Origin of the sequence: Pantoea sp. BAV 3049 (assembly GCF_009765445.1) — a bacterium.
In the GTDB taxonomy this organism is placed as follows: Bacteria; Pseudomonadota; Gammaproteobacteria; order Enterobacterales; family Enterobacteriaceae; genus Erwinia.
In genome coordinates, this window is sequence record NZ_WHOY01000031.1 from 1,074,069 (window position 1) to 1,088,461 (window position 14,393).

A 14,393-nucleotide genomic window follows, 5' to 3' on the forward strand; every position below is an offset into this window, starting at 1 on the left:
ATTGACCGGGTGACTATCCCGCTTGCTGCAAGAAAAACGGCTCCCGCAGGAGCCGTCAAAGTCTTCAGCCTGACTTACATCACGGCCGCAAAGGCCTCGGCGACCTGATTAACATTTTTGCTGTTGAGACCTGCCACGCACATACGGCCACTGGCAATCAGGTAGACACCGAACTCGTTACGCAGGCGGTCAACCTGCTCTTCGCTCAGGCCGGTGTAGCTGAACATGCCGCGCTGCTTCAGCAGGTAATCAAAGTTTTTGCCAGGCATCGCCGTGGTCAGCACTTCAACCATAGCCTGACGCATGGAGAGAATGCGCAGACGCATCTCTTCCACTTCCGCCAGCCAGTTCGCTTTCAACTGCGCATCGTTCAGCACGCAGGAAACCACCTGAGCACCGAAGTTTGGCGGGCTGGAGTAGTTGCGGCGCACGGTCGCTTTCAGCTGGCCCAGCACGCGGGACGCTTCTTCTGCATCATCGCAGACCACGGACAGACCGCCAACGCGCTCGCCATACAGGGAGAATATTTTCGAGAAGGAGTTGCTGACCAGCGCGGGCAGACCAGCTGCGGCGATGGAGCGGATAGCATAAGCATCTTCATCCATGCCTGCGCCAAAGCCCTGGTAGGCGATGTCGAGGAACGGGATCAGATCGCGGCCTTTCAGCACTTCAGTCACGATGTCCCACTGGTCGTTAGTCAGATCTGCACCAGTCGGGTTATGGCAGCAAGGGTGCAGCAGCACGATGCTCTGCGCAGGCAGCGTCTTCAGCTGCGCGACCAGTTCTTCGAACTTCACGCCGTTGGTCTCTTCGTCGTACCACGGGTAGGTATTCACCTGGAAACCTGCACCGGAGAAGATCGCCACGTGATTATCCCAGGTAGGATCGCTGACCCAGACCTGAGAGTTCGGGAAATAGGCTTTCAGGAAATCCGCCCCCACTTTCAGCGCGCCAGACCCGCCAACGGTCTGGATGGTCGCAATACGGCCCGCCTGCAAGGCAGGATGATCCTGCCCGAACAGCAGCGGAGCAATCGCGCTGCGGTAAGAAGCCAGACCGTCCATCGGCAGATAAACTGCCGCATTGTGTGTCTCAGCATTCAGACGGGCTTCAGCCTCGGCCACGGCCTGCAGCTGTGGGATCTGACCCTCTCTGTCGTAATACAGCCCGATGCTCAGGTTGACCTTATGCGGTCGCGCATCCTGCTTGAAAGTTTCCATCAGGGAAAGAATTGGATCGCCGGCATAGGCATCAACGTTTTGAAACACGGTGCAGATCTCCATTAATTGATTGGGTCAGGCTGGCGCCACCCTCAGGGACGCTTCACTTCTTTATTCATCCGGCGGCTCAGACGTAATAGCGGCCCGGGCGGTGGTTCATGGCGATAATCAGATTGAGGATCAGCGCACCAGCGACTGAGGCCGCCAGCATCGGCAACGGCACCACAAACAGCGAGGCCAGCACCACGCAGGTATCCACGCCCATTTGCAGTTTACCGGCACGAATACCGTACCGATCCTGCAGCCATAACGCCAGAATATTGATGCCGCCCAGGCTGGCTTTGTGCCGGAATAATACTATAAACCCAATTCCCATTATCACGTTACCGAACAGAGTAGCGTAGAACGGATCCAGCCCGGAAAAATGGATGAAAAGCGGATGTAAATGCGTGAACAGAGATACCAGCCCCACCGCGCAGAACGTTTTCAGGGTGAAGGCCCAACCCATGCGGCGCGCAGCCAGCCAGTAGAACGGGATATTAATGACAAAGAAGGCTACGCCGAAGGAAACGTGGGTGAGATAGCCGATCAGAAAGGCAATTCCGGCGGTACTGCCGGTGAGCGCGCCAGCCGTCTTCAGCAATGTAATACCGAAGGAGACCAGCAGCGTGCCAAACAGGATTGCCAGGGCATCTTCAATGAAGGTATGGGGGATTTTTGCGGGCTGTACTACGTTATCCATGATGCGGATTCTCAGAGAAATAATCTCTGTTATCAGCAAAAATCGCACCAATCCGGCAGTAAGACGACTGCCGGATTGGTGCCAGCGAATTAACCCATTAAATACAAGGCGCTTTGCTACATATTTTCATGCATGAAAGACGGGGCACCTCGTCATTTCACGCATTAAAATTCATTTTTCCGCGTGATTTGCGCATCACAATGCGATCTGATGCACCTTATTGATCCATGCTGCACCAAGGTGGAGCAATAACCCGGTTACACCGGAGTCATTACCCCATTCTCTTTCAGACGGGTGAGCACCACGGAAGTTTTTACGTGCGATACGCTCTGATGCCCCGCTACCAGCTGGCTGATCAGGGCGCTGAGGCCTGCCAGATCGGCAACCGCCACCTTCAGCAGATAATCGGCATCACCCGTGGTTTTGTAAGCGTCAACAATTCCGGACTCTTCCGCCACCATGCGGTGAAAGCTGTCGACATAATCAGAAGTATGATTAATCAGGCGGACTTCGATCAGGCCAATCATCCCCAGTCCAACCGCGTCAGGCGAGAGCCGTGCATGGTAGCCGAGAATCAAACCTGCCTGTTCCAGGTTGATCCGCCGTCGCGAGCACTGGGAGGCGGAAAGCCCGACCAAATCACTCAGTTCCTGATTGGTCAGTCGACCATTTGTTTCAAGTAAAGTCAGTATCTTAAGGTCGTAATCATCAATCTGGGTCATTATCGATCCGGGCGGCTTATCAGGTACGCTACCCGGACAGATAACCGCATTTTTCGTGCCCTTGTCCAACACTATTTTCTGATGACCAGTGAGAGGATGCACAACCTGTGCATGAAGAATTATTCTTCATCGAAGGCAGGCCCGGCGTAGTTATCAAAACGTGACCACTGGCCGTTAAAGGTCAGGCGCACGGTCCCGATGGGTCCGTTACGTTGCTTACCCAGAATAATTTCGGCGATGCCTTTCAGATCGCTGTTCTCGTGATAAACCTCATCACGGTAGATAAACATAATCAGGTCGGCATCCTGCTCAATAGAACCGGACTCACGCAGATCCGAGTTGACCGGGCGTTTATCGGCACGCTGCTCCAGCGAGCGGTTAAGCTGCGACAGCGCCACCACCGGCACCTGAAGCTCTTTCGCCAGCGCCTTCAGGGAACGGGAAATTTCGGCAATTTCCAGCGTACGGTTATCGGACAGCGCAGGCACGCGCATCAGCTGAAGGTAATCGATCATGATCAGGCTCAGGCCACCGTGTTCGCGGAAAATACGGCGTGCGCGGGAGCGGACTTCCGTCGGCGTCAGGCCCGAGGAGTCATCGATAAACATGTTCTTTTTCTCCAGCAGAATGCCCATGGTGCTGGAGATACGCGCCCAGTCTTCATCATCCAACTGGCCGGTACGGATACGGGTCTGATCCACGCGGGACAGCGAGGCCAGCATACGCATCATAATCTGTTCGCCGGGCATCTCCAGACTGAAGATCAACACTGGTTTATCCTGCAACATCGCCGCATTTTCGCAAAGGTTCATTGCAAAAGTGGTTTTACCCATCGAAGGACGAGCGGCTACGATGATCAAATCCGAACGCTGCAGACCAGCGGTCTTCTTGTTGAGATCCTGATAGCCGGTATCCACCCCGGTCACGCCGTCATGCGGGGTCTGATAGAGAGATTCAATCCTGGAGATCGTCGCTTCAAGGATCTGATCGACGCTTTTCGGCCCTTCATCTTTGTTGGCCCGATTTTCAGCGATCTGGAAAACGCGGGACTCTGCCAGATCGAGCAGATCTTCACTGGTACGCCCCTGTGGATCGTAGCCCGCATCAGCGATCTCATTGGCTACGGCGATCATTTCACGCACAACCGCACGTTCGCGAACGATATCCGCATAAGCGCCGATGTTCGCCGCACTTGGCGTGTTTTTTGATAACTCAGCGAGGTAGGCAAAACCGCCCACCATGCTCAGTTCACCCTTGGTCTCCATTGATTCTGAGAGCGTGATCAGATCTATGGGCTTGCCCAGTTCCAGCAGGCGCTGCATTTCGCTAAAGATCATCCGGTGAGGGCGGCTGAAGAAATCCTGCGCCACCACACGTTCCGAGACGTTGTCCCAGCGTTCGTTATCCAGCATTAACCCGCCCAACACGGATTGCTCCGCTTCCAGAGAATGGGGCGGCAATTTAAGCCCTTCCATTTGCCGGTCGCGCGGCTCACGTTTTTCAGCGGATTTGTTGGAGGGTTTATTTCCTGCCATAGTGATGCAATACCAAAAATCTGAGGGGGGAAGCGCGCAAGTATACCCGTTTGGTGGCCTTTCGTCCTCCCTCAATGACGCAGAATCAACAGGAGTGACCATGGCAAAACGTATACAAATCAGCCAGCATGGCGGCCCGGAAGTGATGCAGGTAATTGACGTTGATATCCCGGAGCCCGCAGCGGACGAAGTGATTGTTGAGAATAAAGCAATCGGCATCAACTATATCGATACTTATGTGCGCAGCGGTCTGTATCCGGCCTCGTTGCCTGCGGGCTTAGGCACCGAAGCGGCGGGCGTGGTGAAAAGTGTTGGCGAGGGCGTGACGGCTGTGAAGCCTGGTGACCGCGTGGTTTACGCTCAGTCCGCGCTGGGAGCCTATAGCGAGTTTCATGCGGTGAATGTCGATAAGCTGGCGCTGCTGCCCGACGGGATTTCTTACGAGCAGGCGGCGGCCTCTTTCCTGAAAGGGCTGACCGTGCATTATCTTCTGCGCCAGACTTACGTGGTGCAACCGGATGAAGTCTTTCTGTTCCAGGCCGCAGCGGGCGGTGTGGGTCTGATTGCCTGCCAGTGGGCGAAGGCGCTGGGCGCTCATCTGATCGGCACCGTAGGCTCAGCCGAGAAAGCGGTACGGGCGAAGGAAGCCGGGGCATGGGCGACCATCAATTACCGTGAAGAGGATATTGTCCGGCGAGTGGCAGAACTGACCGACGGTAAGAAGGTGCGGGTGGTTTACGATTCGGTGGGCAAAGATACCTGGGAAGCTTCGCTGAACTGTCTGCAACGTCGCGGCCTGATGGTCAGTTTTGGTAATTCATCCGGCCCGGTCAGCGGTGTGAATCTGGGGATTCTGAACCAGAAAGGCTCACTGTATGTCACCCGTCCCTCACTGAATGGTTACATCACCACGCGGGAAGCACTGACCAGCGCCAGCAACGAGCTGTTCTCACTGATTGCAAGTGGGGCCATTAAGGTGGATGTTCCGGAGCAGCAGAAGTTTGCTTTAACCGATGTCCAGCGGGCGCATAAGACGCTGGAGAGCCGTGCGACTCAGGGTTCCAGTTTGCTGATCCCCTGACGCCTGAAATAAATTGGGCTTCCCGAAGGAAGCCCTTTTTTCTTTTTTATAGTTCGCGCTGTTTGTAGGGTCAGCGGCGATGAATTCGTTTCAATTCAATGAAACCATCCTGGCAGAATTCATAAGTAAAAAATATGTTTAATTGCAAAATCGTCTGAACAATCTGCCATGTTGTGATCCAGCCCGCATTCCGCCACGCGGAAAATTCGCCAACATGTTGATATTACCGGGATAACCAGCGGTCAGCTCTCGACTGAGGTTTTTTATAAGCGCGGTATATCCACACGCCCACCACGGCCAGTAGCAGCCACGGCAACATTTTGATCACAACTGCCAGCAGGCCACCAAACATCATCACTACAGTTGCAACAACGAGTGCCGCGATGATACCGAGCACGGAGATGCCGGTCAGTAGTAGCATTACAAAAAAGCCAAGGACGAATAAGATTTCCATCAGGGGAGCTCCAGATAAGTGACTGGAGGAGTATTACAAGATACGTGCCAGGATTGGATTTTATCTATCTGATTGAATTTTGAGAAAATCAGTTGGTAGTGTGAAAGCGGACGTGGTGAAATTGATTATTAAGTGGTGAAGAATTAACGAAGGATTGGTGTTGAACAGGACTGGTACGTTCAAGAGCCTGCCAGGATACGGGGGATAAGAAGGCAGTTGGGTGGCCAGGTAAGTTGATGGCCCTGTTAAGTCGCTGACGGTTGGTATGCCCGCTGGAGAGGTTATCCGGATAACCTCTCCCCCAGAAAACATTGGTCTTGCTGCTTAAAGGCATTCGGAGAATGCGCTTTAACTTAGCGTTGCTAATTCAAAGCAACCGGAAAATTGCCTGAAACTTAGCGTTGATGATTCAGGGCATTCGGCGACGGCTTTGCCGTTAAACCGCAGCCGGGATCTTATCGACCACCAGCGCCAGCGCCTGCTCTACCGTTTCAATATTGGCACCGGGTTTGTGCGCATTCTCGCTCAGATGACGGCGCCACTGACGTGCGCCCGGGAGCCCCTGGAACAGCCCCAGCATATGGCGGGTAATATGGCCGAGGTAGGTTCCCTGTGCCAGCTCGCGCTCGATATACGGATACATTGAACGCACGACGGCGACCGGATCAACCGGCTCGCGGTCGCAGCCAAACAGTTCACGATCAACCTGCGCCAGCAGGCCTGGATTCTGGTAGGCTTCACGGCCCATCATCACCCCATCCACATGCTGCAGATGCATTTTGGCTTCTTCCAGCGACTTCACGCCGCCGTTAATCGACAGGGTCAGGTGCGGGAAATCACGCTTAAGCTGGTAAACACGCTCGTAATCCAGGGGCGGGATTTCGCGGTTCTCTTTCGGGCTGAGGCCCGACAGCCAGGCTTTACGGGCATGGATGATAAACATCTCACAGCCGCCCTGCTCAGAAACCTGACGGATAAAGTCACACAGGAACTCGTAGCTGTCCTGATCGTCAATGCCGATACGTGTTTTCACCGTCACCGGAATTGATACCCGTTCGCGCATCGCTTTAATGCCATCCGCTACCAGCGCCGCTTCACCCATCAGACAGGCTCCGAAGCGCCCGTTCTGCACGCGATCGGAAGGGCATCCGACGTTGAGGTTGATCTCGTTGTAACCCCGCGCTTGTGCCTGCTCAGCACACTGAGCCAGCGCAGCACGATCGAAGCCACCCAGTTGCAGCGCGACGGGCTGCTCTTCCTGGCTCCAGGCCAGATAGTCCCCTTTGCCATGAATGATGGCACCGGTGGTGACCATTTCGGTGTACAGCAACGCCTGGCGGGTCAGCTGTCGGTGAAAATAACGGCAGTGACGATCGGTCCAGTCCAGCATAGGGGCAATGGAAAAGCGGTGGGCAGGTAAACTCTGGGTCATAAAGCGCGCAAACTCGGTGTGATTAACAAATGACGATATTGTGCGCAATGATAGCATGCCTGGCTTCAGCAATCACCCGCGGCAGAAACCAAAACCGGGCTGAAGGAGTGACCTGTCAGTCCGGTTTGAGCTTATCCCGTTAAACTACACCGTCCTTGCTCTGGAAGGCACGCGGCTCACTGCCTGCTTCTCAACAATCACCGGAGCCGTCTCATTCGTGCGGAACGCGCAGAGTGCAGAGATGACGCCAAGCATTGAGAACATCACCGCCGGCCCAATCCAGCCGACCATGCCGTACACGCCAGTGGCGATAAAGGGCAGTAAGCCAGCCACCACGGAAGCCCCATTATAGCCCAGTGAAATACCTGAGGAACGGACATGGGCCGGGAACTGCTCGGAGAACCAGCTCGACTCAACGGCAAAGATCGGATCGTGGCTGAACAGCAGCGACAGAGAAACCGCCGTGACCACCATCAGCACCGCGCCAGTGTTGATCATCATAAACATCGGAATGCCAAACAGAATGGTGAAGACCGCGCCGATCAGGAAGATCGGACGGCGGCCCACTTTGTCGCTCAGCGAGCCATAGATCAGATGGCTGACCAGGCCAATAGCGGAACCAATCAGCGTTCCCCACAGCACATGTTCTTTCGTCGTGATGCTTGCCAGCACTACATATGACAGCATAAAGCTGGTGGTGAGGTAATAACCGCCGGTTTCAGCAAGGCGCAACCCGATGATCCTCATAATAATCCGCCAGTCGCTGCGAACCACTTCCAGCGCAGGCTGTTTGACGATCTTGTGCTCCGCTTTCGCTTTTTCAAAATCCGGCGACTCCTGCACACTCATCCGGATAAAGATCCCGATGGCAACCATCACAAAGGAGATCAGGAACGGCACGCGCCACACCCAGTCACCTTCAAACAGGGCAGAGGAGAGCAGGAACACGCCGTTAGCCAGTAGCAGGCCCAGTGGGATCCCCAACTGCGGCACCGCGCCGTAAAAACCCCGTTTCTTCGCCGGTGCGTGTTCAAAGGCCATCAGTACGGCTCCGCCCCACTCGGCGCCAAAGCCGATCCCCTGGATCATCCGCAGCAGGATCAACATCACCGGAGCCCAGACTCCGGCCTGATCGTAAGTGGGCAGCGCACCGATCATCACGGTTGCCAGCCCCATTGCCAGCAGCGACCAGAACAGCACGGTCTTGCGCCCATAGCGGTCACCGAAGTGCCCCGCCAGATAGCCACCCAGCGGCCGCATCAGAAAACCGACTGCCAGGGTGGCAAACGCCGCAAGGATGCCGATCAGCGGCTCTTTGGTATGAAAAAAAATCGGCCCGAATTACCCGGCCGCAGCGGTGCCATAGATAAAGAAGTCATAGCTTTCTACCGCCGATCCGATCATTGAGGCAAACGAGACCTTGACCGGATTGTCCTGGTTTGCAGGTTGTACAGATGAAGTGTTCATGTGTTACCCCTGATTATTGTTGTTGAGGTAGTTTTTCTTTCAGAGTAGTCACCAGGGCTTGTTTACCGCGAAGGTGACCAGGTCTCGATGACCCGACTGTCATCCCTGAGGCCCAGGCCAGCCTCCGCTGCGGCCAGATAACGCTGGTGCGCTATCTGCAGCAACGGCACATCCGCTGTACAGGCTCTGGCCGCTTCTGCCACCAGTCCGCTGTCCTTGACGAAAATATTGATCGCACTGGAGACGCTCACATCCGTCCCTTCCAGCATGCGTGGACCGCGATCGGAGAGCATCCAGGATCCGGCTGCCCCCTTCTCCACCAGCGACAGCACGGCAGCCTGATCCAGCCCCAATGCCTGCGCCAGATTCAACGCTTCAGCCGCAGCCACGATATGGATCGAACAAAGATGCTGATTGATCACCTTGATCCCCTGTCCGTCGCCAATGCGACTGCCGACAACGCGCACGGTCCCCATGGCACGCAGTACGGGCTGCACCGCTTCCAGCTCATCGGGCGCACCGGCGGCGAAAATCACCAACTCACCCGTTTTCGCTCTCGCGGTTCCCCCTGTTACCGGTGCATCAATCACGCAGGTGCCCATCTGGCGTAAACGCTCGCCCTGCTCACGCACCGCATCTGGCCCGACGGTCGACATAATGACCCAACGCTGGCCGGTGACTTTTCCCTCAGCCTGAGTGACCAGATCGGCCAGTTGCTGCGGTGTGGCAACCATCACCACCACCACATCCGCTGTGGGCGCATCGTCAAAACGGCTGACGACCTCGATATCCTGCTCCAGCGCTCTCATCCGCGAGGCTTCAGAGACATCCACACCAACCACCGCGTGTCCCGCCAGCTTGATCTGTGCTGCCATTGGCAGGCCGATAGCCCCGACGCCAACAAAAATAACGTTCATCTTGATTCTCCCCGGTGTGACCGCGTATCAACGCAGCCAGGATTTGAGTGAAGCCACCATCGCGCTGCTGGAAATGCCGTAGCGGTCATGCAGCGTTGGCAGCGCACCTGCATCAAGGTAGCTGTCAGGCAGGGCGATTTGTTTGAACGGGGTGATGACCTGTGTGCGCATCAGCGTGGTGGCGACGGCTTCACCCAGCCCACCGATGGTGCTGTGGTTTTCCACCACCACCACCAAGCGTCCCGGACGACTGCACTGCGCGATAATCGTCGCTTCATCCAGCGGTTTGATGGTCGGCACATGCAGCACCGCCACGCTGACGTTGTCCTCCGCCAGCGCTTTAGCCGTCTCCAGCGAGCGCATGGTCATAATGCCGGAGGAGATCAGCAGGACGTCGTTACCGTCACACAGCATTTTTGCCTTGCCCAGCTCGAACTGATAATCGTATTCATCCAGCACCAGCGGTACTTTGCCACGCAGCAAACGCATATAGACCGGCCCCTGGTGGGCAGCAACGGCGGCCACTGCCTGTTCGGTATCCAGCGCATCACACGGGTCGATAATGGTCATTCCCGGGATCCCACGCATCAGCGCAATGTCCTCGGTTGCCTGATGGCTCGGACCATAGCCGGTGGTCAGACCCGGCAGCGCAGCGGCAATTTTCACGTTCAGGTGCTCTTCAGCTATCACCTGATGAATAAAGTCATAGGCGCGACGAGTAGCGAATACGGCATATGTCGTGGCGAAAGGGATGAAACCTTCTTTCGCCATACCACCTGCCGCCCCCATCAGCAACTGCTCGGCCATCCCCATCTGGAAATGCCGCTCCGGATAAGCATCAGCAAAAATATGCAGATCGGTATATTTCGACAGATCGGCGGTCATGCCGACAATTTCCTGCCTTTTCGCTGCTTCTTTTACCAGAGCATGACCGAAAGGCGCGGTTACAGTGCGCTGTCCTTCAGAAGCAATAGACGCAATCATCGCCGAGGTGGTCAGGCGCGGTTTTTGTTGGGTAGTTGTTCTCATGCTTTGGCTCCCTGGTCGAGGATGGCAATCGCCTGCTGCCACTCTTCGGCTTCAACACGGATAAAATGGTTTTTCTCACGGCTTTCAAGGAACGGCACGCCTTTGCCCATCAGCGTATCCAGCAGGATCACACGCGGCACAGGCTCAGCGTGATGACGGGCCCGATCGAAAGCCTGCTTCACGGCGGCGATGTCATTGCCATTCACCCGCTGAACGTACCACCCAAAGGCCTGCCATTTATCCTGCAGCGGTTCAAAGCCAAGGATTTTCTGCGACGGGCCGTCGGCCTGCTGCTGGTTAATATCGACCATCACGATCAGATTGCTGAGCTGGTGATGGGCGGCAGACATCGCGGCTTCCCAGGTTGCCCCTTCGTCCAGTTCGCCATCAGACATGGAGTTGTAAACAAACGCCGGGTTCTTTTTCTGCCGCAGCCCCAGAGCCATGCCGACGGCGATACTCATTCCCTGTCCCAGCGAGCCGCCTGACATCTCCATTCCCGGTGTATAGGTCGCCATACCGGACATTGGCAGGCGGCTGTCATCCGATCCGTAGGTATCCAGCTCTTCTTCCGCAATGATCCCGGCCTCAATCAGCGCGGCATACAGCGCAATCGCGTAATGGCCATGCGAAAGCAGAAAGCGGTCACGCCCTTCCCACTCAGGCTCATCGGCCCGGTAGTTCATGGCGTGGCAGTAAGCCACCGCCAGCGCGTCGGCCAGCCCCAGCGCCTGGCCAATATACCCCTGGCCCTGAACTTCCCCCATACGCAACGCAAAACGGCGAATGCGGTAAGCATGATGTGCCAGAGAAGCCAGCGAATGAGTGACGGCCAGTTCGGGTTCTGCAAGATTTGTCATAATCGGGTTCCTGATGTTAGCGGCAGACAACGACGCGCGGGCGGGGCTGTTAAGTTGCATCGCGCAATGTTAATAAAGTGATATTATTCACGCATACAGTTCATCTGTTACCGGCTTCAGCGCTGCGCCTGTGCGTCTGACCAGGTGAAAGATTACTGAGCCACAGCCCGCTGCGACAAAAGCATATTTTGCATCACCAGATGAATGGTATTCACCAATGAACCTGATATCCAAAGCCCCATTACCCTTCTTACGCGCCTTCGAAGCCGCCGGGCGTACCGGTTCTTTTGCCGCCGCCGCACAAGAACTGGATCTCTCTCCCAGCGCCATCAGCCACGCCATCCGCAAGCTGGAAGAGACGCTGTCGCTGCGGCTGTTTCAGCGCACCACCCGCGAGATCCAGCTCACCCATGACGGTGCGATACTGCTGGAGCATATCCAGCGGGCTTTTGACGAAATCCAGCTGGGCTTCTCATTAATCAGTGCGGAAGAATCCCGTCCGCTGCGCCTTCACACCGCGCCCAGCTTTGCCAACCAGTGGCTGCTGCCACGCCTGTCGGCCTTTGTTAAAGCCTGCCCGCACATTGACTTACGGCTGTCGGCCAGCACGGAATACGCGCGTTTTGAGCAGGATGATTTCGATCTGGATATTGTTTACGGTGAGCCGCGCCCCTCTCCTTATGAAAAAATCCCGCTGGCGGTGGAGGAGCTGACGCCGTTATGCAGTCCGGAGATTGCAGAGCAGATCCGGGTGCCGGAGGATCTTTATAATCAGACGCTTATCCAGTGTGACGTACAGCTGTATCAGTGGAAGGGCTGGTTTGAAGCCAATGATTTGCTGCCGCCGCGACAATATGGCCTGCGCTTCGATCGCAGCTTTATGGCGATTACCGCAGCGGTGGATGGTCTGGGTGTGGTACTGGAATCCAAGCTGCTGGCTGAGCGCGAGCTGCAGCGTGGCACGCTGGTCTGCCCGCTGGTCGACAGTACCCGGGAGATTCACTACATCGGGCACTATCTGGTTTACCCCCGTAATAAGCACCCTCACCCTGCGTTTGAGACTTTCAAAAGCTGGCTGCTGGCCGAACTGGGACTGGGTAAAGGGCAGAATTAGCGGTGACGAAGATCACGGTTACCTTCCCAGGTTCAGGCCCATGCCTGAAAAGAGAACGTCGGAAATGTGACCAGATTCACCTCGCCCTGTCTCTGTTGAGAGATGGCTCACAGCGGGTTTATATTGTGTCATCCCGCCTGCTTAAGCACCCTTTCCCAGGTCAGAAAGAACGTTCGAACTCAGTGAGAAAATGATGCTGAAGCAGAAAAAGAAAAGCGAGCGGCTGTCGCAGGGGGAATTGGCCTGCTGAAGTGGCTGCGGCCCCGGCAGCAAAAGCAGGCGGTCGATACTGGAACCTGTGCGGCATAACTACGGGCTGGGGAGCTGAACCAATCCTGATATGTCAGATGAATGTCCAACATTTCAGGACCAGTCCGACCTTCCCGCCCGCCTACCGTCAGAAGGTAAAGTTCAGCTGGGCAACGGCACCCCAGGTGTTGTCATCTCCCTTCATACCGGCCAGATCCAGATGCACTTTGCCAAACGGTGACAGGCCAAAACCGGCTGTTGCCACGTTAGTATCGGTATTTTTCATGTCCGCACGGTAACCCGCACGCAGCTGCAACCAGCTCAACAGACGGTATTCCGCACCCACGCCCGCATACTGGCTTTCGCCCTGCGTTTTAAAGCGTTTGGTTGGCGTGACGTCCACATCCAGCGCGGCAGTAAAGCGTTCAGTGTGGAACGATACGCCAGGCGTAACGATTGGGCTGATCTGGTAGGTATCTTTATAACCGCTGATCTCTTTGGTATCGATATCACGGGAGATAAGGTTCTGTGCACTTAAGCCCAACGTCCAGTTATCACCCAGATCGGTGGCTGCACCAGCATCGATGTTGAAACCGCTGTCGCTGTTTTTATAGCGCCCTTTAGTGAAATCTGATTTGTCGTAGTTATAAACCGATGCGCTGTAGTTATACAGGTAGGCTTTCTGCAGCTTTGGTGTCACGCCGAAGGACACGGGATGGCCGGCAATATTAAATTCATGCGCGATAGCGATACCGTAGTCATAGACAATAGCACCCCGCCCCAGTCCCGCTGAGGTCAGCTTATTCTGGTCGCCAGGTAAAGGGAACCTGGTGCCATCCGCCACGCCCTGCAGATAATCGATATCACTCTGGGTCACGTCCGCCGTGACGTGCGCCGTGCCATAGGCTTTAGTCACGAAGGCAAAGGGCAGAACTGCGTTCGGGACCGTGACGGCAAAAGCTGCGCCCGCCGTCCCGGAAGCCTGATTGCCTTTGATGTTGCGCAACTGACCAGCCAGATCGCCCGCCGCAGCCTGAATTTTTGGATAATCAGCAAAGTTAAATGATGAACTGTTGGCAATGTCCTGATAGCGATCCACGCTGTCGGTGAGATCATCGACCTTATCAATCAGTTTATTTTTATCCGTCATCTGCACCCCGACTGCAGGCAAAATAATACTGACATCGTCATCAGGTTGAGCTTTCGTCATCAGCGCCGGGTTAGCCAGCACCGCCGTGCCGTAGGTTGAAGAGGCAACGCCCGTTCCACCCATCGCGTCATTGCGGGCATCATAATAATTGCCAGCGGCCAGCGCGCTGAGCGGAACAAGAAATAAGGCGGGGAACAATACAGGCCGGGAAAACCTGCTTAACTTGCTGAATTTATATGCCATTTTACCTTAAACCCATCCAGAAAGAGGAGAAAGCGCTTATCAAAAGCGTGCACAATGCATCTGACTGCATAATGAACATACAGACGGCAATTCATTGCTGTGAATTAAGGGACAATGCAGGGGCTTTTCTGCTCATTGCTAATTTGTTTATCTGTTATCAGACTAATGTATAAGCCTG

14 protein-coding genes are annotated in these 14,393 nt (G+C 55.4%); 2 read left to right on the forward strand and 12 right to left on the reverse strand.

The genetic code is table 11. From position 1 onward, the window contains the following. Positions 1 to 74 precede the first annotated feature (74 nt). From GSQ70_RS05835 to dnaB, 4 genes are all read right to left on the reverse strand, one after another. Entirely contained in the window at positions 75 to 1,268 is a 1,194-nt protein-coding gene (locus GSQ70_RS05835) for an amino acid aminotransferase (RefSeq protein WP_199257227.1), read from the reverse strand. Between the two features lie 79 nt (positions 1,269 to 1,347). Next, positions 1,348 to 1,962: a YitT family protein gene (locus tag GSQ70_RS05840; protein ID WP_158781675.1), complete on the reverse strand. Its 615-nt coding sequence runs from the start codon at positions 1,960 to 1,962 to the stop codon at positions 1,348 to 1,350. Between the two features lie 257 nt (positions 1,963 to 2,219). Further along, positions 2,220 to 2,684 (reverse strand): Lrp/AsnC family transcriptional regulator, encoded by a 465-nt coding sequence (locus tag GSQ70_RS05845; RefSeq protein WP_158781676.1) that lies wholly within the window; start codon positions 2,682 to 2,684, stop codon positions 2,220 to 2,222. Positions 2,685 to 2,803: 119 nt separating this feature from the next. Continuing rightward, the gene (dnaB, locus tag GSQ70_RS05850) at positions 2,804 to 4,219 is read right to left on the reverse strand and encodes a replicative DNA helicase (RefSeq protein WP_158781677.1); all 1,416 of its coding nucleotides are present in this window, start codon (positions 4,217 to 4,219) and stop codon (positions 2,804 to 2,806) included. A gap of 100 nt (positions 4,220 to 4,319) precedes the next feature. On the opposite strand from dnaB, the gene GSQ70_RS05855 reads away from it, so the two are divergent. Beyond that, complete coding sequence (locus GSQ70_RS05855) at positions 4,320 to 5,300, forward strand: quinone oxidoreductase (protein WP_158781678.1); 981 nt, start codon at positions 4,320 to 4,322, stop codon at positions 5,298 to 5,300. A gap of 223 nt (positions 5,301 to 5,523) precedes the next feature. Here the strand turns inward: GSQ70_RS05855 and pspG are convergent, their stop codons facing one another. The 7 genes from pspG to GSQ70_RS05885 form a co-directional block, all read right to left on the reverse strand. Then, on the reverse strand, positions 5,524 to 5,754 hold the full coding sequence (gene pspG, locus GSQ70_RS05860; RefSeq protein ID WP_199257228.1) for an envelope stress response protein PspG: 231 nt from the start codon (positions 5,752 to 5,754) through the stop codon (positions 5,524 to 5,526). Between the two features lie 436 nt (positions 5,755 to 6,190). Further along, positions 6,191 to 7,186, reverse strand: coding sequence for a tRNA dihydrouridine(20/20a) synthase DusA (dusA, locus tag GSQ70_RS05865; protein WP_158781679.1), 996 nt, complete (start codon positions 7,184 to 7,186; stop codon positions 6,191 to 6,193). A gap of 144 nt (positions 7,187 to 7,330) precedes the next feature. After that, positions 7,331 to 8,518 carry an MFS transporter gene (locus GSQ70_RS05870; RefSeq protein ID WP_158785237.1) on the reverse strand — a complete coding sequence of 396 codons (1,188 nt, stop codon included), beginning with the start codon at positions 8,516 to 8,518 and terminating at the stop codon, positions 7,331 to 7,333. Positions 8,519 to 8,527: 9 nt separating this feature from the next. Beyond that, positions 8,528 to 8,653 carry a hypothetical protein gene (locus GSQ70_RS26225; protein ID WP_255455400.1) on the reverse strand — a complete coding sequence of 42 codons (126 nt, stop codon included), beginning with the start codon at positions 8,651 to 8,653 and terminating at the stop codon, positions 8,528 to 8,530. A gap of 62 nt (positions 8,654 to 8,715) precedes the next feature. Next, positions 8,716 to 9,570: an NAD(P)-dependent oxidoreductase gene (locus tag GSQ70_RS05875; protein WP_158781680.1), complete on the reverse strand. Its 855-nt coding sequence runs from the start codon at positions 9,568 to 9,570 to the stop codon at positions 8,716 to 8,718. A gap of 27 nt (positions 9,571 to 9,597) precedes the next feature. Continuing rightward, the gene (locus GSQ70_RS05880) at positions 9,598 to 10,599 is read right to left on the reverse strand and encodes a transketolase family protein (RefSeq protein ID WP_158781681.1); all 1,002 of its coding nucleotides are present in this window, start codon (positions 10,597 to 10,599) and stop codon (positions 9,598 to 9,600) included. After that, positions 10,596 to 11,459 (reverse strand): transketolase, encoded by an 864-nt coding sequence (locus GSQ70_RS05885; protein ID WP_158781682.1) that lies wholly within the window; start codon positions 11,457 to 11,459, stop codon positions 10,596 to 10,598. The genes GSQ70_RS05880 and GSQ70_RS05885 overlap by 4 nt, the downstream gene beginning before the upstream one ends. Positions 11,460 to 11,676: 217 nt before the next feature. Between GSQ70_RS05885 and GSQ70_RS05890 the strand changes: the two genes are divergently transcribed. After that, on the forward strand, positions 11,677 to 12,573 hold the full coding sequence (locus GSQ70_RS05890) for a LysR substrate-binding domain-containing protein (RefSeq protein WP_158781683.1): 897 nt from the start codon (positions 11,677 to 11,679) through the stop codon (positions 12,571 to 12,573). 397 nt (positions 12,574 to 12,970) lie between these two features. Here GSQ70_RS05890 and GSQ70_RS05895 read toward each other — a convergent pair whose 3' ends face one another. Continuing rightward, positions 12,971 to 14,215 carry a conjugal transfer protein TraF gene (locus tag GSQ70_RS05895; RefSeq protein ID WP_158781684.1) on the reverse strand — a complete coding sequence of 415 codons (1,245 nt, stop codon included), beginning with the start codon at positions 14,213 to 14,215 and terminating at the stop codon, positions 12,971 to 12,973. Positions 14,216 to 14,393 lie beyond the last annotated feature (178 nt).